The sequence below is a fragment of the Thermosulfurimonas sp. F29 genome (genome assembly GCF_019688735.1).
Taxonomy (GTDB): domain Bacteria; phylum Desulfobacterota; class Thermodesulfobacteria; order Thermodesulfobacteriales; family Thermodesulfobacteriaceae; genus Thermosulfurimonas_A.
The window spans coordinates 321,238-338,931 of record NZ_JAIFYA010000003.1; the positions used below are offsets into that span (position 1 = coordinate 321,238).

Sequence of the window (17,694 nt, forward strand, 5' to 3'; positions counted from 1 at the left end):
TCAAAAATCGAGGAGGGCCACCATGCCGAAGCCCTGGCTGTTGCGGTCGCCGAGACCGGCGTTATAGGCCAGGGAAAAGTATGGTTCGGGGAGGTAAAGCTCAAACACTCCGTCCCAGCCTTTGATGAGGGTGCCTTTTCCGGATGAGTTTTCAGAGGGGGAGCGCGTCTCGGAAAGTTTACGGTAAGGTTTGAACCAGGTAATCACCTCTTTTTTGAGGACCAGCGGTTTTATGTAGGCCTCCTCAAGGACGGAGTTATTCACATCGGCTCCGTAGAAGGCCAGGGCCTTGCGTTGAAGATTGGCAAGGATCAATTCCTCGAACTCCGGCTCCTCGGGATGGTAGTAGCGGGTGTATCTCCCGAAGGTGCGGTGGACCGTAACGGGGGAGAGGGTTCGCACCCTCACCGGCCCGGAAACCTCCGGAGGCATCTCCACCTCAATGGCCGAAAGGTAGCAAGTCCTTTCTCCGAGCCTTATTTCTCCCCGCCTGACTAAATGGGAGGCCAGAGATTCGAGAAGCCTCACCTCCACGGCCCCTATCCAGAGATGGATCGGGGCCTTAAGGGCCAGCTCCTGTCTTTCAGGAAGATATTGCGGCTTTCGGGAAAGAAGGCGGGAAAAGGTAAAGAGTTTGAAACGCCGCTTACCGTAAAGGAAACCCTCCTCGTGAACCTTCTGGGCCAGGGCCTGATCCAGATTCCGGTAAATCATGCCCTGAATCAGGTGGTTGTAGTGGACGGGGAGGATAAGCGTTTTTTCTTTCGGCTCAAGAGAGAGCTTTATACGCATTCCCGAACACCCCGGATCAAGGAGGGATTCCGGACCCGTGGGTCAGGGGAAACGGCCCCTTACGGCGAAGCAGTAAGGCCCCAGATCGAACACCTCTTCGACCTCCAGACCCCCCTCTTTCAGGAAACGCAGCACCTCCTCTTCCGCGTAGACCTCCTCGGGAGGAGGACCTTTATCCCTTTCTTTTTTCTTCCAGTCGATGAGACCCAGAGCCGCCGAGGGCCGGGCTACTCTCCGCAGTTCCCGCAGGAACCGAAGCGGTTCCCGGAGCTCGTGAAAGGTGAAGGCCAGAAAGACGAAGTCCGCCACCCGGTCCGGCAGAGGGATGCGGTTTTCCTCGGAGTGAACGAGCTCCACATTCGTGAGGCCTTTGTCCAGGATCTTCCTTCGGGCCACCTCCAGCATCTTTTCCTGAACATCCACCCCGTACACCCACCCCTCCGGCCCCACCAGGGCGGAAAGATAGGGAAGGTAAAAACCGGTGCCGGTGCCCACATCCAGGGCCACCTGCCCCCGGGCCAGTCCCAGTCTTCGGAGAGTCTCCTCGGGGGCAAACAGCTCGAGACGCGAGGGATCCTCGAGCTTTTCGATGTTGCGGGGATCGAACTTGTGGGCCATGCGAAATCCTCCTCTCAGGCCAGAAGCACGGCCACGATGCCGGTAAGGAAGATGCCGTCGAAGGTGCCGGCGCCGCCGATGGAGGCCACCGGGGTCCTCAACCTCGGGATGTCGCGAAGGTGCAGGAGGTCGGCCCCGATAAGGGTTCCCAGCGTGCCGGATATGTAGGCCACCGCCGGGGCCTTGTGGGGAGCGGCCAGAATCGCAAAGAGAGCGGCCACCAGGGGAGGAATAAGAAAAGGAACGGCGATGCCCACCCCCGGCACGGGCCGGGCCAGACGATAGCACACATAGCTCAAAAGGATCGTGCCCAGCAGAGGGGCCAGGAAGAGCCCGTTTTTCACCCACAGGTAGAGGGAAAGAAGGACCGGAATGAGACCACCGCCCACATTGAGGGCGATCACCGTGTAGGCCTCCTCGGACAAACGCGGAACCACATACGGCACCCCGAAAAACCGAACCAGCGTTTCCTCCAGGGGGTCCGCCTCGCGACGCACCCGGGTTAAAGGAAGGTTGACATGACTTCCCAGGAGAGAGGCCAACAAAAAGAGAAAGACCTGATTCGGAGTAAGACCGATCTTCCCGGCGGCTATGGTTATGAGGCCCACATGGATGAAAACGAAAAGAAACCCCAGGACGAAAAATAGAAGAAGCACGAAAAGAAGGGCAAAGGGACTGAAGATGAGCATTCTACAGCCTCTCCACGGTATATCCCCGGGCGGAATACTCTCTTATGAGCTCTTCCCCGTCGGGAACCCGCTCGAAGAGATCCGGGGGACGCGTTTCCGGAAGGCCGAAATCCCTGAGGGAACGAACGCAGACAAAGGCCCGGCCTCCGTCAAGCACGAACTGCCTGAAATGCGGGAAAAGCCCGGGTTCGCAACGGAGACAGCGGGTCACCCCTCCTCCACGGATCAGGACCGCTAGATCGGATTTATCTCGGGGAAGAGTTTCCACTACCCTGACAAATCTTTCCCAGGATTCCGGATGTTCCAGCACGAAGAGTGTCATTTCCCCTCCGCGAGTTTACGGGCCAGGGTTTCGGGAGACAGGTTTTCCCTGCGCCCGGTGGCCCTTTCCTTCAGTTCCACCTCTCCGGTCTCCCGGAACCGGCGCCCCACGATGATCTGATAGGGGATCCCTATGAGATCGGCGTCCTTGAACTTGACCCCGGGGCGCTCGTCGCGGTCGTCCCAGAGAACCTCCACCCCGGCTCCGGAAAGCTCCCGATAGATCCTCTCCGAGGCCTCCATAAGGTCGGACTCCGGCCCCAGGGTAAGGATTACGGCCTCAAAGGGCGCGATCTCCCGGGGAAAGATGATGCCGGCCTCGTCGTGATTCTGCTCTATAGCCGCAGCCACCGTGCGCCCTATCCCTATTCCGTAGCAACCCATAATGATGGGACGCTCACGCCCCTCCCGATCCAGAAAGGTGGCCCGCATGGCCGAGCTGTACTTGGTGCCGAGCTTGAAGACATGCCCCACCTCAATGCCCCTGGTGATGGAAAGCGGACGCCCGCAGCGGGGACAGGGATCCCCCTCGGTCACCACCCGAAGATCGTGAAATTCGGGCTCGGGGAAATCCCGACCGTAGTTCACATTTACATAATGGGCGTCGGCCTCGTTGGCCCCGGTTACGAAGTTCCGGAGCCCTTTTACGGAAAGATCCGCCAGGATCCTCACCCCGGAAAGGCCCACCGGACCGGCGAATCCCACCGGGGCACCGGTGAGTCTTTCCACCGTTTCGGGATCGGCCATTTCCACCTCCGCCACCCCCAGAAGGTTGCGCAATTTCACCTCGTTCAGCTCGAGATCCCCCCGGATGAGCACCGCCACCACCTGCCCCTCGGCCTTGAAAAGAAGGGTCTTGACCAGCCTGGAGGGAGGCACTCCCAGAAAGGCCGCCACCTCCTCCACGCTCTTTACCCCCGGGGTGGACACCTTCTCCAGGGGGCGTTCCTCCTCGTCGGGGTAGGTAAACCGGGATCGGCCCTCGGCCAGTTCCACATTGGCGGCGTAGCCGCAGGCCTCGCAGATGGCCAGACGATCCTCTCCGGTTTCGGCGAGCACCATGAACTCGTGGGATTCACTGCCGCCGATGGCCCCGGTGTCGGCCAGCACGGCCCGAAACCTCAGCCCGCAGCGGGTGAAGATGCGCTCGTAGGCCTCGTACATCCTGGCATAGCTCCGATCGAGGCCCTCCTCGTCCGCATCGAAGCTGTAGGCGTCCTTCATGATGAATTCCCGGGCCCGCATGATCCCGAAACGGGGGCGAATCTCGTCCCTAAACTTGGGGGCAATCTGATAAAGGATGAGCGGGAGGTCGCGATAGGAGCGCACCTCCCGCCGCACGAGATCGGTGATCACCTCCTCGTGGGTGGGACCCAGGCAGAAGTCGTGTTTCTTGCGATCCCTGAACCTCAGCAATTCCTTTCCGTAGTCCTTCCAGCGCCCGGTCTCCTGCCACAGCTCCGCCGGCTGAACCAGGGGAAGAAGAACCTCCTGGGCCCCGGCCCGGTTCATCTCCTCCCGCACGATGTTTTCCACCTTGCGCAGGGCCCGGAGCCCCAGGGGAAGATAGGAATAGATGCCCGAGGCCAGCTTGCGGATCATCCCGGCCCGCAACATGAGTTTGTGGCTCACCACCTCGGCTTCGGCCGGGTCCTCCCGAAGGGTGGGGAGAAAGTATCGGGAAAGACGCATGGGTCGCCTCCTTGACTCTGGGCAAGGGTTCAGGGGATAGGCTAAACTTATCCCCATGGAGCGTCAAGGTGTGCGGCTGGGGATCACCATGGGTTGCCCGGCCGGGGTGGGGCCCGATGTCATCCTCAAGGCGGAGGAGGCCCTGCGATCCCTCGGGGTGCCGGTGGTGGTCCTGGGGGATGCGAAGGTCCTTTCCGAACGGGCGAAGATTCTCGGTCTCCGTCCCTCCCTCTGGGTCATATCCTCTCCGCGGGAGGCCCGTCCGGGATCCCTGAACCTTCTTCCCCTCTCGGAACTTTCCGTCGCTGCCGGTAGGCCCACCCCCCAGGGCTCCCTGGCCATGGTGCGTTACATAAAGGAGGGGGTCAGACTCTGTCTTTCCGGGAAGCTTTCCGCCCTGGTCACCGCTCCCATATCCAAGGAGGGACTGGCCGCCGCCGGAGAACCCTTTCCCGGCCACACCGAGATGCTCGCCGCCCTCACCGGAGCCCGGGATTACGCCATGGCCTTTTACGGGGAACGCCTCCGGGTGGCCCTCGTGACCACTCATCTCTCTCTGCGGGAGGCCGTGGCCTCCCTTTCGGTAGAAGGTATCCTCCGGGTGGCGCGGCTGGCCTATAATTTCCTTGCCCAAGACCTGGGCCTTGCGCGTCCTCGCCTGGCGCTGGCCGCCTTAAACCCCCATGCCGGAGAAGGAGGGCTTTTCGGACAGGAGGAAAAAGAAATCCTCGAGCCCGCAGTAACCAAAGCCCGTGGTTTGGGGATCCCTCTTGAGGGGCCTTTTCCCGCCGACAGCCTCTTCTTTCGGGCAGCCCGGGGCGAATTCGACCTGGTGGTGGCCCTCTACCACGACCAGGGCCTAATTCCTTTTAAGCTCCTCCACTTCCGGGACGGGGTGAATGTGACCCTGGGGCTTCCCATAATCCGCACCTCCGTGGATCACGGCACGGCCTACGATGTGGCCGGCACCGGAAAGGCCGATCCGGGGAGCCTCATAGCGGCGGTTCACCTGGCCTTACGAATGGCCAGGCACAGGTCTCAGCGGCCTCGAGTTCCAGCCGATCCGGGCTCCCCATGCACACCGAGAGCATGAGGGCCAGGTAGTCCCGTACATGGCGGGTGATAAGGAAGTTCTGGCGCACGAATTCCCGCGCCTTGTGGCCCATTTCCCGGCGCTTGTCCTCGTAGAAGAGGAGGTAACGAATGCGCAGGGCCGCCCCCTCCGGGGTGTTCACCAGAAATCCGGTGTGATGATTCACCACCTGCATCCGGATGCCCCCGGTGGCCCCGCCGATCACGGGTTTGCCCTTCCACATGGCCTCGGTAACGGTGAGACCGAAGCCCTCACGAAGCGACTTCTGTAAGACGATGTCGGCGGCTCGCTGCAGGGCGTTAATGATACGGTGGGCATCCGGAGGGAGCTTGAACACATAGACATCCCTCTTCTCCTTCGCAACCCTGGAAACCTCCTGATATACTCGCTCTCCCTCGGGATCGTCGGCGGCCCCGCCACCGGCCAGCACCAGCTGGAAGGAAATGAACTTGCGGGCCAGTTCCGCGGCCCGGATGACCCCCAGGGGATCTTTGAAAGGATCAAACCGGGAAATCTGTACCACCAGGGGCCTTACCGGATCAAGTCCCAGATTCTTCAGGATCTCAAAGACCTCCTCCGGGGAAAGATCCCGGTTCTTCTCCGTGAAGGGATCAATGCTGGGAGGGATGATGTACTGAGGATGAGGGAGGGGCTGGCTGAATTCCGGCATGGAAAAGATACTCGCATGATAACGCGAAACCACTCTCTCCAGAAAACGCCAGACCGGATAAAAGGGGCGGGAAAGGTCAATGTGGCAGCGCCATATCCAGTATCCCCGCCGACGGGAAATATACTTTATAAGGTAGGCCGGCTGGGGATCGTGGATGATGACGAAGTCGGCCTCCCGGAGTTTGTCCTCCAGTCTCTCGGCCTCGCGACGATTTACCTCCTCGTAGAGGGCAAAATCCTTCTCGCTGAGGGAAACCCTGCGACCCTGAAGGGCGTGATGAAAGCTCTTGGTGATCTCGAAAAACTCCGGGGTACCGTGGATGACCTCCCAGGAGACCTCAAGCCCCAAGGCCCGCATGAGAGGCACCATGGAGTGCAGGATCTCGGCCACTCCGCCCCCGTAGGCGGTGGAATTCACATGAACGACCCGGGCCCCGTGAAGGCGTTCGGCCAGCTGTCGCATCTGGGCCACCGCCTCCGCCCCGGCCACCCGGGCGTAGCATTCAAGGAGATCGGCGTTACTTTTAGGCATACATTTCCCTTATGTCGCGCATTCGGGCACAAAAACTGCGTATGTTCCGCACAAGAAAATCGCGGATTTCATACAGAGAGAGGAAGAAGGGATCCACTCTGGCAATAAGTTCCTCAAGAGGCCTGAAATCCGGCGGAAATTTCCGAATCCAGTCCCGAAAATCATCCAGACCCTGGGGATGCCTTCGGCGAGCATCTATGAAGTGATAGAAAATGGTTCCGGGAGAAAAGGTTTCCAGCACATCGGCGATCTCGTGGGGCCACTGAAGTCGCATGCCGGTATCGAAAATGATCAGCTGACTTTTCACGAAATAGAAGGGATTTTCCGCCTTGCGCCATCCCAGATGTTCGTCCTCGAAAATACGCTCCTGAATTATGAGAATAAGGGCCTCCCGCAAATCCTCTATATTACCGTATTCCTGAGGAGCAATAAGGTTCAGGCGCTCGGCCAGCACCCGATCCCGCAGTTCCATGTGGACCCAGGCGGCAAAGTCGTTGTGAAATTCCGGATGATCGAAGGAGGGACGCAGGTGCCGGGACCAGAAGTGATGGTAAACGCAGGAGGGATCGATCTTTTTGAGTTTTTCGGAAAGTTCGGCCAGAGTGAAGGCCTTTTCCCCGGTGGATACCGAAACCAGGGCACAGTCCTTAACCACAAATGGGCCTGGATGAATCAACTTTTTCTCCGCCACAACTCCTCCAGTAAACGTCTGGCCTCTCGAAAGTTTTCCACTCTATACCGAGCTCTGGTAAGCCCGTATCCGATTTTTACCGTAAAACTCTCCGGAGGCAAAGCCTCAAAAAGATACTCGTCGGTCCAGTCGTCCCCCATGGCCAGGACGAAGTCGTAGGCCCCACTTTCCAGGAAATGTCGAGCCGCCACGCCCTTGTTGATCTCTCTGGGCTTCACCTCAAGGACCTTGTTGCCCTCGAGTACCATAAGCCCCAGGGGATGGACCAGATCCAGCAGGGCCTCCTTCAGTTCATAAGCGCGCATGGACCCCAGCTCGGATTCCGCCAGCCTGTAGTGCCACACCAGACTGCAGCTCTTTTCCTCCACGAAGGAACCGGGGGTACGATCGGTGTAAAGCTCCAGAAGGGGACGAATGACCTCCTTCCAGTCCTGGTCGAATTCTCTTACCGAGTGCCACCGCCCCCCCTCCCGGATGAAGACGCCGTGTTCGGCCACCAGATCCACGGGGAGATCGCCGAACCACCGGTCAAGGGTGTCCGGATCCCTTCCGCTGATAAGGACCACCCGGCTCACCGCCCCCAGGCGGCCGAGCAGGGTCCTCAGTTCTTCGTCAGGGGCTACCTTTTCCGGTCTTCCGGAAAACCCAACCAGGGTCCCGTCGTAGTCCAGAAAAAGAATGGGGGATTCGGCCCGAGCAAAGGCCGCAAGGATCCTCTCCCTCTCCTCCCCGGCCAGACGGGAGGAGGTGTAGGTCTTCTGTGTGTGTCTAACCTCGCGCAGGGTGGAGATGAAGTCCCGGGTCCAGCGGTTGATGTCGTAGCGGCGGAGGCGTTCCTTCATCCGGCGATTGCGGACCCTCTTTTCGTCCCGGGGAAGTCGCAGGGCCTCGTAAAGGGCCGCCACCAGGTCCTCCTGATTGAAGGGGTTTACCAGCAGGGCCTCGGATAGCTCCGCCGCCGCCCCGGCCATCTCCGAAAGGATAAGCACGCCCTTGTCCTCCGGCACGGTGGCCACATACTCCTTGGCGATCAGGTTCATGCCGTCCCGAAGAGGGGTCACCAGAGCCACATCGGAGGAGTAATAAAGGGCCGCCAGCTCCTCAAACCCCAGCCCCCGGGCCAGATAGTGCACCGGAGTCCAGGAGAGCGTCCCAAAACGACCGTTTATGCGCCCCACCAGTTCCTCCACCTCCCGCTTCAACTCCTGGTAGTGCTCCACCTCGGTGCGAGAGGGGACCCCTATGAGGATCAGGACCACCCTTTCCCGAAACTCGGGATGTCTCTCCAGGAAGGCCTCGTAGGCCCGGAGTCTTTCCGGAATCCCCTTGGTGTAGTCCAGACGATCCACCGAAAGAATCAGTCTTCGCCCCCCTACCTCCTCTTCTATCCGGGAAAGGTTCTCGCGCACCCCCGGGTCTTCCGGCGCCGAGGCGAACCTGGCGTAGTCAATGCTGATGGGAAAGACCTCCACCTTAACGGCGCGGTCCTCCGCCAGCACCAGGCCGAACTGGTGCTCGTAACCCATGAGCCTCCGCAGGCAGCTCAGGAAGTGGCGGGCGTAATCGTAGGTGTGAAACCCGATGAGGTCGGCCCCGAGAAGTCCCTCCAGTATTTCCCTGCGCCAGGGCAGCACCCGAAATATCTCGTAGGAGGGAAAGGGAATGTGGAGGAAAAAGCCGATGGTGGCCCGGGGGAGCTTTTTCCGGAGAAGCCCCGGGAGGAGAAAAAGCTGGTAGTCGTGGACCCAGATGGTGGCCTCCTCCTCGGCCAGTTCGGCCACCGCCTCGGCGTACTTCTCGTTCACCCGGCGATAACCCTCCCAGAAGGTCCGGTCAAATACGGCGTACTGCAGAAAGTAATGACAGAGGGGCCAGAGGGTGCGGTTGGAAAATCCGTAGTAAAAGGTGTCCAGTTCTTCCCTGGAGAGACACACGGGATAACAGCCCAGGGGTCTCAGGTTTTCGGCCAGCCATGTCTCGTGCCCCGCAAGCTCCTCGGAGGAAAGCCCGGGCCACCCCACCCAGCAGGCCTCCTCCTTAGGAATGACCGAGGAAAGGGCCGTGGCCAGGCCGCCCACGCTGGGCTTGAGCGTGAACCCTTCACCCTCACGGCGAAGGGTTACCGGAAGCCGGTTGGAGACCACTACGAAACGCGCCACCTACTCCTTCTCCCACCCCGGAAGAAGGTGAAGATCGAGGAGTTGCTCCATGGTGACCTCCGCCGGGGCACCGGTGAGCAGGCACTGGGCCCGCTGGGTCTTGGGAAAGGCGATCACCTCCCGGATGCTCCGGTAGCCGCCCATGAGCATGACCAGCCGGTCGAAGCCGAAGGCAAGCCCCCCGTGCGGGGGGGCACCGTAGTCCAGGGCCTCGAGCAGGAACCCGAACTTCTCCCGGGCCTCCTCCTCGGAGATGGCCAGCAACCGAAAGACCCTCTCCTGAACATCCTTCCGGTGGATACGGATACTCCCGCCCCCGATCTCCACCCCGTTGAGCACCAGATCGTAGGCCCGGGAGCGCACCCGCTCCGGGGCCTCCTCTAAAAGTTCTATATCCTCCTCCCTGGGTGCGGTGAAGGGATGATGCACCGCCACGAAACGCCCCTCCTCCTCGTCCCATTCTACCAGAGGAAAGTCCACGATCCAGCAGAAGCGGAACTGTCCCTCCGGAATCAGTCCCAGACGCCGGGCCAGCTCTCCTCGCAGCTCCGCCAGGGCCTCGTTCACCACCTCGGCCCTGTCTGCCACGAAAAACAGGGTGGATCCCGGCTCGGGACGGAAGACTTCTTTCAATTTCCGGAGCGTCTCTTCGGAAAAAAACTTCACGATAGGCGACTGGAATCCATCCTCCCGGACCCTGATCCAGGCCAGACCCCTGGCCCCGAACTGGCCCACGAAGGCGGTAAGCTCGTCGAGTTCTTTGCGGGAGAAGTCCGCCGGGGCCGCCAGGCCCTTGATGATCCCCCCTTTTTCGAGAACCTGAGCGAAGACCTTGAATGAGGTTCCCCGGAATACCTCCGAGACCTCGCGGAGTTCCATTCCGAAACGGAGGTCCGGGCGGTCGGTCCCGAAGCGGGAGAGGGCCTCGGCGTAGGTGAGACGGGGAAAGGGGCGCGGAAGCTCCACCCCCAGGGCTTCCCCGAAGATGTGTGCCACCAGACCCTCCACCAGCTCCATCACATCGTCTTCGTCCACGAAGGACATCTCGAGGTCGAGCTGGGTGAACTCGGGCTGACGGTCGGCCCGCAGGTCTTCGTCCCGAAAACAACGCACGATCTGGTAATAGCGTTCCACCCCGGCCACCATGAGGATCTGTTTGAAGAGCTGGGGCGACTGCGGCAGGGCGTAGAACTTTCCGGGATAGAGACGGGAGGGCACCAGGTAGTCCCGTGCGCCCTCCGGGGTGCTCTTGGTAAGGAAGGGGGTCTCTATCTCCAGGAATCCCTGCCGATTCAGGAACTCCCGGGCCGCCTGGGCCACCCGGTGTCTCAGAAGGAAGGGCTCCAGTCCCCCGGGTCGCCGCAGATCCAGATAACGATAACGGAGTCGCAGGGCCTCCGAGACCGGGACCTCCTCGTCCAGGGGAAAGGGCGGAGTCCTCGAGGCATTGAGGATCTCCAGCTCCCGGGCCTCCACCTCTACCTCCCCGGTGGGGATCTTGGGATTTTCCATGCCCTCCGGACGCCGACGCACCCGACCCCGCACGGCCAGCACATACTCCGGTTTGAGCCGGTGAGCCACCTCGTGGGCCTCCGGAGCCGTGGTGGGTTCAAAGACCACCTGGACGATCCCGGAACGGTCCCGGAGATCGATAAAGATCACCCCGCCGTGATCCCTACGACGAAGAACCCATCCGGAAAGCACCACTTCCTCTCCCACATGTTCGGGACGAAGACTTCCGCACCAGTGCGTGCGCTTCATCATGGAAAGACCTCCTTGCGTACGCCTACCAAATAAAACCGCAAGCCCCCTTTAAAGTCAACACGCAAAAGAGCTTGACAGGGGACCACAGAAAATTCTAAGGTTTTTAGTAAGAGTGTTCCACGGGGGCCCGGCTCTTGAAATTCTTCTACGGCTTCCATCTGTATCCGTCTTATGTCCCGAGCAGAGAAACACCGGGACCCCTTTCACACTCGAGAGGATCGCAGCGAGGAGGAGGAAATGGAAAAATACTACGATGTGGTTATCGTGGGTTGTGGGCCGGCGGGGTTGCAGGCGGCCATCCATGCCGCCCGGAGAAAGCTCCGCACCCTGATCTTCGGTAAACCCGAGGCCAGCGCGCTCTTTCGGGCGCACATGGAGAATTACTTTGGCTTTGCGGAAAAGGTTTCCGGGGAGGAGCTCCTCCGCAACGGCCTTTCCCAGGCCCTGAGGTTCGGAGCCGAACACCGGGCCGAGGATGTGGTGAGTCTGGAGGCCCTAGGAGAGGAGGGTTTCCGGGTTATCCCGGAGTCGGAAGAGGAAATCCTGGCCGGGGCCCTCATTCTGGCCCTAGGGGTAAGTCGTCGCAAGAAAAAGATCAAGGGCGAGGCGGAGCTCACGGGCAAAGGGGTGTCCTACTGCGTGGACTGCGACGGATTTTTCTTCCGGGGAGAACCTGTAGCGGTGGTGGGAGAGGAAAGTGCCGCGGTGCACGGGGCCCTTACTCTTTCCAAAATTGCCGAAAGGGTCTATCTGGTGGCGGAGGAGCTCCGGGTCTCCGAGGCCCTGCGAAAGGAACTCCTCTCCTCACCGGTGGAATGGGTGCGGGCCCGGGCCGAGGAGGTTCTGGGAACCGAGGCCGTGGAGGGTTTGAGGCTTTCCGACGGCACGGTCCTTTCGATAAAGGGGGTCTTCTTTGAGGAAGGGGCCAAGGGGGTGCTGGAGCTGGCCACGGCCCTGGGAGTGGCTCTTGATCCGGAAAACATGCGCTACATTCAGGTGGACCGCCGACAGGCCACCAGCGTCCCGGGAGTGTTCGCCGCCGGGGATGTAACCGGCCCTCCCTTCCAGGTGGCCAAGGCCGTGGGGGAGGGGTGCGTGGCCGCCCTTTCCGCTGCGGACTACCTTTCCGAGAAGAGAAGAACCGGCCGGAGTGAGGGATAGGGCCTTTCTGGTCAGCTTTTCCGGGGAGATCGGGACCAAAAGTCCGGGCACGCGGAAGGATCTTGAGGAACTCACCCTGAAGAACCTCCTTTCCCGGGCCCGGGCCGCGGGATGCCCCGTGGAGGTCCGTCCTCTGGCCGGACGCCTCCTCGTCCGGGGACCGGAGGACCTGAAAAGGCTTCTCCTTTCCCACTTCGGATTCGAGAAAGTGGCGGATTGCCACGAGGGCTCTCCCTCCCGGTTTCTCTCTCCCACCTTTCTGGAAGAAGTTCTTCCTTCCCGCCCTTTTACCTATGTGGTCTATGTGGAAAGGAAACGGGCCGGGGAACACTTTCCGGAATTGCTTGAGTTCAAGAGGAGGCTTCTCGGGGTCCTGGAGGAGATTTCCCGCGCCAGGAGACTTGAGGCCTGGGATAACCGTCCTCCCGAGCGGGTGGAGATCCAGCTTGAACCCGGGCTCTCGGGCGTGCGTCTCCTCGTGAACCCGATTCCCGGGCTCTCGGGACTTCCGGTGGGCTCCGGTGGGCGGGTGCTGGTGCTCTTTTCCGGAGGGCCGGACTCCATGCTGGCCACACTCCTTCTCGCCCGCCGGGGACAGGAGGTGGATCTCCTTCTCTTTGACGACGGGGAAGAGGGGCGCCTGGAATCGGTGCGGGAGAAGGCCCGGGCCCTGGCCTATTTCTTTCCGGAAATGCGCCTCTTTCTTCACCGTTTTCCCTTCCGGGAAGTCCTGGAATTCCTGTCCCACCGGGTTCCCCGGAGGGAACGCTGCTTCTTTTGTAAGGGCACCATGCTGCGGCTAGGCACGGACCTGGCAAGGAGGGAGGGCCTTTCCGCGGTGGCCACCGGGGAGATACTGGGGGAGCAGGCCAGCCAGACCCTTCCGGCTCTGCTTTTTACCGCCCGGGCGGCCGGTACTCCGGTGTTAAGACCCCTCTTGGGTTTCAATAAAAGGGAGGTCTTCCGGATCCTTGAAGAAATGGGACTGGGGGAGGTGTCCCGAAAGGGGCCTCCTCCCTGTCCCTTCGCCCCGGATCATCCCCACACCCGACCGGAAACGGCTCCGGATCGTCTCCTTAACCTCTGGCCGGAGATCAAAAAACGGGTTAAAGAAACCTTAAAGGAGGAAATTCGCGGGGGAGGGTTTCATGGATAAGACCTTTCCGGAGGTGGAAACCCTGGTGGTGGGACCGCTGGCGGTGTGCTGTTACCTGGTTTACGATCCGGAGACCCGCGATGGGGTGATCATCGATCCAGGGGGAGACGCCGGGAAAATCCTTTCCCGGATAGAAGCTCTGGGTCTGCGAATAGGACGGATCCTCGCCACTCACGGTCACGCCGATCATGTGGTCGCCGCGGAGGAGCTCCGCAAGGCCCTCTCCGCCCCCTTCGCCTTACATAAGGCCGATGACGAGTTTTTCCGGGGCGAGGGGGCCTCGGTCTTCCTTTCCTGGGGGTTCCCTCCCAACCCTCCGGCGGACGAGACCTTTGAGGAGGGAGCCGAGTTTGCCTTCGGCAGGTTCGTCCTGCGTGTCCTTCACACCCCCGGGCACTCCCCCGGATCCGTCTGTTTTTACGACGGAAAGCGCCTTCTCTTTACGGGAGACACCCTCTTCGTGGGAGCGGTGGGAAGGGGGGATCTCCCTGGCGGGGACTACTTCCAGATGATGCGCTCCATTCGGGAAAAGCTCCTGGCACTTCCCGAGGACACCATCGTCTTTCCCGGTCACGATTATGGCGACCGCCCCACCTCCACCATAGGTCGGGAGAAACGGGAGAACCCCTTTATCCAGGAGGGTCTTTAACTTCGTCCCACTCCGGTGTAACGGAATCCCAGGGCCTTAACGGTTTCGGGTTCGTAGATGTTGCGCATGTCCACCAGATTGGGTTCGGCCATGATCTTTTTGATCTCCTGGAGGTCCAGGAACCGGAATTCGTTCCATTCGGTAAGGATGATGAGGGCGTGGGCTCCGCGAGCGGCCTCAAGGGGGTTTTTTACATAATCCACCCGGAGTTCCGGGAGCCAGCGCTGAAACTCCTCCATGGCCACCGGATCGTAAACGCGCACCCGGGCTCCCCGTTTTACCAGTTCCGGCACCACGGTGAGCGCCGGGGATTCCCGCACATCACTGGTGTTGGGCTTGAAGGAAAGCCCCAGGACCGCCACCGTCTTCCCGGAAAGATCGCCGCAGAGGGCCTCCGCCTTCTCCACCGCTCGCCTCTTTTGTCTTTCGTTGACCTCTAACACGGCCTCGAGGATACGCATGGGGGAGCCCGCCTCGCGCCCCTGGTGCACCAGGGCCTTCACATCCTTCGGGAAACAGGATCCGCCGAAGCCCGGCCCGGGGTTCAGAAACTTCCGCCCGATCCGGGGGTCAAACCCCATGGCCCGGGCCACCACGGTCACATCCGCGCCCACCTTCTCACACAGATTGGCGATTTCGTTTATAAAACTCACCTTGGTGGCCAGGAAGGCGTTCGAGGCGTACTTGATCATCTCCGCGGTCTCGAGATCGGTGATGATGAAGGGGGTCTCGGCCAGATAGAGGGGCCGGTAGATGTCCTTAACGATGGCGATGGCGTAGGCGCTCTCTCCCCCAATGACCACCCGATCCGGGTGCATGAAGTCCTCCACCGCCGAACCCTCCCGCAAAAATTCCGGATTGGAGATGATGTCCACGGCCACATTGTTTTTCTTGTGTTTGTCGATAAGGCTCTTGATCCAACGATTGGTGCCCACCGGCACGGTGCTCTTGGTGACCACCACCTTGTAATCGTCCAGGGCCTCGGCCAGGGCCAGGGCCACTTCCCGGATCTGAGATAGATCGGCGGAACCATCCGGGGCCGGCGGAGTCCCGACGCAGATAAAGACGGCCAGGGCCTGTCTTACGGCCTTCCGCAGGTCGGTGGTGAAGGAGAGACGGCCGGCCTCCTTGTTTCTGTGCACCAGTTCCTCAAGCCCCGGCTCGTAAAAGGGAATTCGGCCCTTCTCGAGTTGTTTGATCTTGTCCCGATCCTTGTCCACGCAGATGACCTTCATGCCGAAGTCGGCCATTCCGGCCCCGGAAACCAGCCCCACATAACCCGTCCCGATCACCGCGATGTGCACCCGCGTCCTCCTCTTCGGTTTTTTCCGGAAAGTTTAACTCACCCCGCATGATCGAAAAGAGTAAATTTGAGAGGAAGAGGAAGGACGGGTATATTGAAAGGGATGAGATACCGTCTCTCGGAATTGGGGGAAAAGATCGGAGCGGAGCTACGAGGAAGGGATTTCGAGGTTGAGGGAATTTCCTCCCTCGAACTGGCCGGCGAGAGGGAGCTAAGCTTCGTGGAATCCCGGGCCTGGGTTGCCGCTGCGAGAAGGAGCAAGGCGGGAGCACTTATGGTCCCTCCGGAACTGGCCGGAGAGTTCCCCGGAAGGAGTCTTTTGATATGTCCGAATGTTCGGGTGGCCCTGGCCAGGGTGGCCCGACTTTTTTTTAAACCCGCACATCCCGCCCCGGGTATAAGCCCTCTTGCCGTAATCGAGGAGGGGGCCGATCTGGAAGAAGGGGTCTCGGTGGGCCCCTGGGTCTTCGTGGGGGCCGGGGCCCGCATCGGGGAGGGAAGTGTGCTTTACCCCGGGGTCTTTGTGGGAGCCGGGGCCAGGGTGGGGAGGCGGTGCGTACTCTACCCCTATGTGGTGCTTTATCCCGGTGTGCGTCTTGCGGATGAGGTGGTGGTCCACGCGGGAACGGTCATCGGGGCCGACGGTTTCGGATACGCTCAGGAAATAAGGCGGGATGGGCTCCGGCACCTCAAGATTCCCCATTTCGGCACGGTGGAGATCGGTCCGGAGGTTGAGATCGGGGCCAATTCCTGTGTGGATCGTGCCACCTTTGGGGTCACCCGGGTGGGAGCCGGCTCCAAAATCGACAATCTTACCCAGATCGGACACAATGTAGAGATCGGGGAGGGCTGTATCATCGTGGCTCAGTGCGGGCTCGGGGGCCACGCACGCCTGGGGCGCTATGTAATGCTGGGCGGACAGGTGGGAATTGCTCCCGGAGCGGAAATCGGTGATGGGGCCCGGGTGGCGGCCAAGTCCGGCATCTCCGGAAAGATTTCCCCCGGCGAAGAAGTGGCCGGGATACCGGCCATACCGGCCCGTATCTGGCGCAGGGCCGCGGTGGCTTTCGCAAAACTCCCCGATATGGTAAAGGATTGGCGAAGATTGCGGACCCTTCTTTCAGGCCCCGAACCGGATGGAGGTTCGAAGTGAGCACACATGAACTCTCACCCCGAGAGATACTGGATCTCCTTCCCCACCGTTTCCCCTTCCTCATGGTGGATCGGGTGGAGGAGGTGGATTGCGAGAGGCAATACATCCGGGCCATAAAAAATGTCACTCACAACGAACCCTTTTTCCAGGGCCACTTTCCGGAAAACCCCCTCATGCCCGGGGTGATGCTGGTGGAGGCCATGGCTCAGGTTGGGGCCCTCTTCATGAAGGCGTGTGTTCCGGAGTTTCGGGAAAAACTATTCGTACTGGCCGGGCTCGATCGGGTGCGTTTCCGGCAACCGGTCCTCCCCGGAGATACGCTGGTCATTGAGGCTCGGGGCTTCAAACAGAAGGGACACATCCTTAAAACCTCGGTGCGAATCCTGGTAAAGGGAAAAGTTGCGGCGGAAGCCGAAATCACGGCGGCCATGAGGTGAACCATGCGCAGAATACATCCCACCGCGGTCATTGATCCCAGTGCGGAAATCGAGGACGGTGTGGAGATAGGCCCTTACGCCATAATCGGTCCGCGGGTTTTTGTCGGGGAGGGAACCCGCATAGGAGCCCATGTGGTAATCGAGCGAGATACCCGTATCGGGAAAGGCAACCTGATCAACCACCACGCGGTTATCGGGGCCGATCCACAACATCTGGCCTATCGGGGCGAGGAGTCCCGGGTGGAAATTGGCGACGAAAATATTATTCGAGAATTCGTGACCATTCATCGCGGCACCGCTCTGGATCAACGGCTTACGCGGATAGGAAACCGGTGTTTGCTCATGGCCTATGTACATATTGCCCATGACTGTTTCCTGGGTGATGAGGTGATCATGGCCAACGGTGCCACTCTGGGAGGGCATGTCCGCGTGGGGGACCGGGTGGTCTTTGGAGGGCTTTCGGCGGTGCACCAGTTCTGCCGGATAGGCTCCTATGCCTTTGTGAGTGCCATGAGCGGGGTTGATAAGGATGTGCCCCCATTCGTGAAGGTCTTCGGCGTCCCGGCCAAGATCCAGGGACTTAACCTGGTGGGATTGCGCCGGGCCGGTTTTGATCGGGACAGTATCCGGAGGATCTCTCAGGCCCTGGGAATCTTCCTGGACGGTCCGGCCCGCCTATCGGAGACCATCGAGGAACTTCGGGACGCTTTCCCCGGGGATCCGCATGTGGGAGAATTTATCCGTTTTATCGAAAACCCTTCCCGGCAGGGAATTATGCGCCGCAAACCCTTCGAGGGAGAAGAAGCCTTTTAGAC

General features: G+C 60.6%; 17 protein-coding genes. 7 read left to right on the top strand and 10 right to left on the bottom strand.

What is annotated here, in order from left to right; translation table 11 throughout:
• Genes cas6 through K3767_RS10035 form a run of 5 tightly spaced genes read right to left on the bottom strand, consistent with a single transcriptional unit; the run spans position 1 to position 4,112 of the window.
• Complete coding sequence (gene cas6, locus K3767_RS10015) at positions 1-792, bottom strand: CRISPR-associated endoribonuclease Cas6 (protein WP_221173442.1); 792 nt, start codon at positions 790-792, stop codon at positions 1-3.
• 42 nt (positions 793-834) lie between these two features.
• Entirely contained in the window at positions 835-1,410 is a 576-nt protein-coding gene (locus tag K3767_RS10020; RefSeq protein WP_221173443.1) for a class I SAM-dependent methyltransferase, read from the bottom strand.
• Between the two features lie 14 nt (positions 1,411-1,424).
• Positions 1,425-2,099, bottom strand: coding sequence for a DUF1614 domain-containing protein (locus K3767_RS10025; RefSeq protein WP_221173444.1), 675 nt, complete (start codon positions 2,097-2,099; stop codon positions 1,425-1,427).
• Position 2,100: 1 nt separating this feature from the next.
• Entirely contained in the window at positions 2,101-2,421 is a 321-nt protein-coding gene (locus K3767_RS10030; RefSeq protein WP_221173445.1) for a DsrE family protein, read from the bottom strand.
• A complete protein-coding gene (locus K3767_RS10035) occupies positions 2,418-4,112 on the bottom strand; it encodes a proline--tRNA ligase (protein ID WP_221173446.1) in 1,695 nt (564 codons plus the stop codon). Before K3767_RS10035 ends, K3767_RS10030 begins: the two co-directional genes overlap by 4 nt.
• A gap of 55 nt (positions 4,113-4,167) precedes the next feature.
• Between K3767_RS10035 and pdxA the strand changes: the two genes are divergently transcribed.
• Entirely contained in the window at positions 4,168-5,205 is a 1,038-nt protein-coding gene (gene pdxA / locus K3767_RS10040; protein ID WP_221173447.1) for a 4-hydroxythreonine-4-phosphate dehydrogenase PdxA, read from the top strand.
• Here pdxA and K3767_RS10045 read toward each other — a convergent pair.
• The 4 genes from K3767_RS10045 to aspS are packed head-to-tail and all read right to left on the bottom strand — an operon-like array spanning position 5,105 to position 11,020.
• Positions 5,105-6,406: a glycosyltransferase gene (locus K3767_RS10045; RefSeq protein ID WP_221173448.1), complete on the bottom strand. Its 1,302-nt coding sequence runs from the start codon at positions 6,404-6,406 to the stop codon at positions 5,105-5,107. The two genes, pdxA and K3767_RS10045, sit on opposite strands and share 101 nt — an antisense overlap.
• Positions 6,399-7,097, bottom strand: a complete 699-nt coding sequence (locus K3767_RS10050; protein ID WP_255592389.1) for a DUF5752 family protein — start codon at positions 7,095-7,097, stop codon at positions 6,399-6,401. The genes K3767_RS10045 and K3767_RS10050 overlap by 8 nt, the downstream gene beginning before the upstream one ends.
• Positions 7,079-9,256, bottom strand: coding sequence for a bifunctional alpha,alpha-trehalose-phosphate synthase (UDP-forming)/trehalose-phosphatase (locus tag K3767_RS10055; protein ID WP_221173449.1), 2,178 nt, complete (start codon positions 9,254-9,256; stop codon positions 7,079-7,081). Before K3767_RS10055 ends, K3767_RS10050 begins: the two co-directional genes overlap by 19 nt.
• Positions 9,257-11,020 carry an aspartate--tRNA ligase gene (gene aspS / locus K3767_RS10060; RefSeq protein WP_221173450.1) on the bottom strand — a complete coding sequence of 588 codons (1,764 nt, stop codon included), beginning with the start codon at positions 11,018-11,020 and terminating at the stop codon, positions 9,257-9,259.
• A gap of 237 nt (positions 11,021-11,257) precedes the next feature.
• Between aspS and K3767_RS10065 the strand changes: the two genes are divergently transcribed.
• From K3767_RS10065 to K3767_RS10075, 3 genes are read left to right on the top strand one after another with little or no spacing between them, the layout of a single operon-like run.
• Positions 11,258-12,181 carry an NAD(P)/FAD-dependent oxidoreductase gene (locus K3767_RS10065; protein ID WP_221173451.1) on the top strand — a complete coding sequence of 308 codons (924 nt, stop codon included), beginning with the start codon at positions 11,258-11,260 and terminating at the stop codon, positions 12,179-12,181.
• Positions 12,171-13,337: a hypothetical protein gene (locus K3767_RS10070; protein ID WP_221173452.1), complete on the top strand. Its 1,167-nt coding sequence runs from the start codon at positions 12,171-12,173 to the stop codon at positions 13,335-13,337. Before K3767_RS10065 ends, K3767_RS10070 begins: the two co-directional genes overlap by 11 nt.
• Entirely contained in the window at positions 13,330-13,986 is a 657-nt protein-coding gene (locus K3767_RS10075; protein WP_221173453.1) for an MBL fold metallo-hydrolase, read from the top strand. The genes K3767_RS10070 and K3767_RS10075 overlap by 8 nt, the downstream gene beginning before the upstream one ends.
• On the opposite strand, the gene K3767_RS10080 is transcribed toward K3767_RS10075, so the two are convergent.
• Positions 13,983-15,290 carry a UDP-glucose/GDP-mannose dehydrogenase family protein gene (locus tag K3767_RS10080; RefSeq protein WP_221173454.1) on the bottom strand — a complete coding sequence of 436 codons (1,308 nt, stop codon included), beginning with the start codon at positions 15,288-15,290 and terminating at the stop codon, positions 13,983-13,985. The two genes, K3767_RS10075 and K3767_RS10080, sit on opposite strands and share 4 nt — an antisense overlap.
• Before the next feature lie 102 nt (positions 15,291-15,392).
• Between K3767_RS10080 and lpxD the strand changes: the two genes are divergently transcribed.
• The 3 genes from lpxD to lpxA are packed head-to-tail and all read left to right on the top strand — an operon-like array spanning position 15,393 to position 17,692.
• Positions 15,393-16,442 carry a UDP-3-O-(3-hydroxymyristoyl)glucosamine N-acyltransferase gene (gene lpxD, locus K3767_RS10085; RefSeq protein ID WP_221173455.1) on the top strand — a complete coding sequence of 350 codons (1,050 nt, stop codon included), beginning with the start codon at positions 15,393-15,395 and terminating at the stop codon, positions 16,440-16,442.
• Positions 16,439-16,879 (top strand): 3-hydroxyacyl-ACP dehydratase FabZ, encoded by a 441-nt coding sequence (fabZ, locus tag K3767_RS10090; protein ID WP_221173456.1) that lies wholly within the window; start codon positions 16,439-16,441, stop codon positions 16,877-16,879. The genes lpxD and fabZ overlap by 4 nt, the downstream gene beginning before the upstream one ends.
• Before the next feature lie 3 nt (positions 16,880-16,882).
• The gene (gene lpxA, locus K3767_RS10095; RefSeq protein ID WP_221173457.1) at positions 16,883-17,692 is read left to right on the top strand and encodes an acyl-ACP--UDP-N-acetylglucosamine O-acyltransferase; all 810 of its coding nucleotides are present in this window, start codon (positions 16,883-16,885) and stop codon (positions 17,690-17,692) included.
• Positions 17,693-17,694 lie beyond the last annotated feature (2 nt).

Excerpts from the sequence above, each read along its gene's own strand:
- cas6 (WP_221173442.1), bottom strand. The coding sequence starts at position 792 with ATGCGTATAAAGCTCTCTCTTGAGCCGAAAGAAAAAACGCTTATCCTC.
- K3767_RS10020 (WP_221173443.1), bottom strand. The coding sequence starts at position 1,410 with ATGGCCCACAAGTTCGATCCCCGCAACATCGAAAAGCTCGAGGATCCC.
- K3767_RS10025 (WP_221173444.1), bottom strand. The coding sequence starts at position 2,099 with ATGCTCATCTTCAGTCCCTTTGCCCTTCTTTTCGTGCTTCTTCTATTT.
- K3767_RS10030 (WP_221173445.1), bottom strand. The coding sequence starts at position 2,421 with ATGACACTCTTCGTGCTGGAACATCCGGAATCCTGGGAAAGATTTGTC.
- K3767_RS10035 (WP_221173446.1), bottom strand. The coding sequence starts at position 4,112 with ATGCGTCTTTCCCGATACTTTCTCCCCACCCTTCGGGAGGACCCGGCC.
- pdxA (WP_221173447.1), top strand. The coding sequence starts at position 4,168 with ATGGAGCGTCAAGGTGTGCGGCTGGGGATCACCATGGGTTGCCCGGCC.
- K3767_RS10045 (WP_221173448.1), bottom strand. The coding sequence starts at position 6,406 with ATGCCTAAAAGTAACGCCGATCTCCTTGAATGCTACGCCCGGGTGGCC.
- aspS (WP_221173450.1), bottom strand. The coding sequence starts at position 11,020 with ATGATGAAGCGCACGCACTGGTGCGGAAGTCTTCGTCCCGAACATGTG.
- K3767_RS10065 (WP_221173451.1), top strand. The coding sequence starts at position 11,258 with ATGGAAAAATACTACGATGTGGTTATCGTGGGTTGTGGGCCGGCGGGG.
- K3767_RS10075 (WP_221173453.1), top strand. The coding sequence starts at position 13,330 with ATGGATAAGACCTTTCCGGAGGTGGAAACCCTGGTGGTGGGACCGCTG.
- lpxD (WP_221173455.1), top strand. The coding sequence starts at position 15,393 with ATGAGATACCGTCTCTCGGAATTGGGGGAAAAGATCGGAGCGGAGCTA.
- lpxA (WP_221173457.1), top strand. The coding sequence starts at position 16,883 with ATGCGCAGAATACATCCCACCGCGGTCATTGATCCCAGTGCGGAAATC.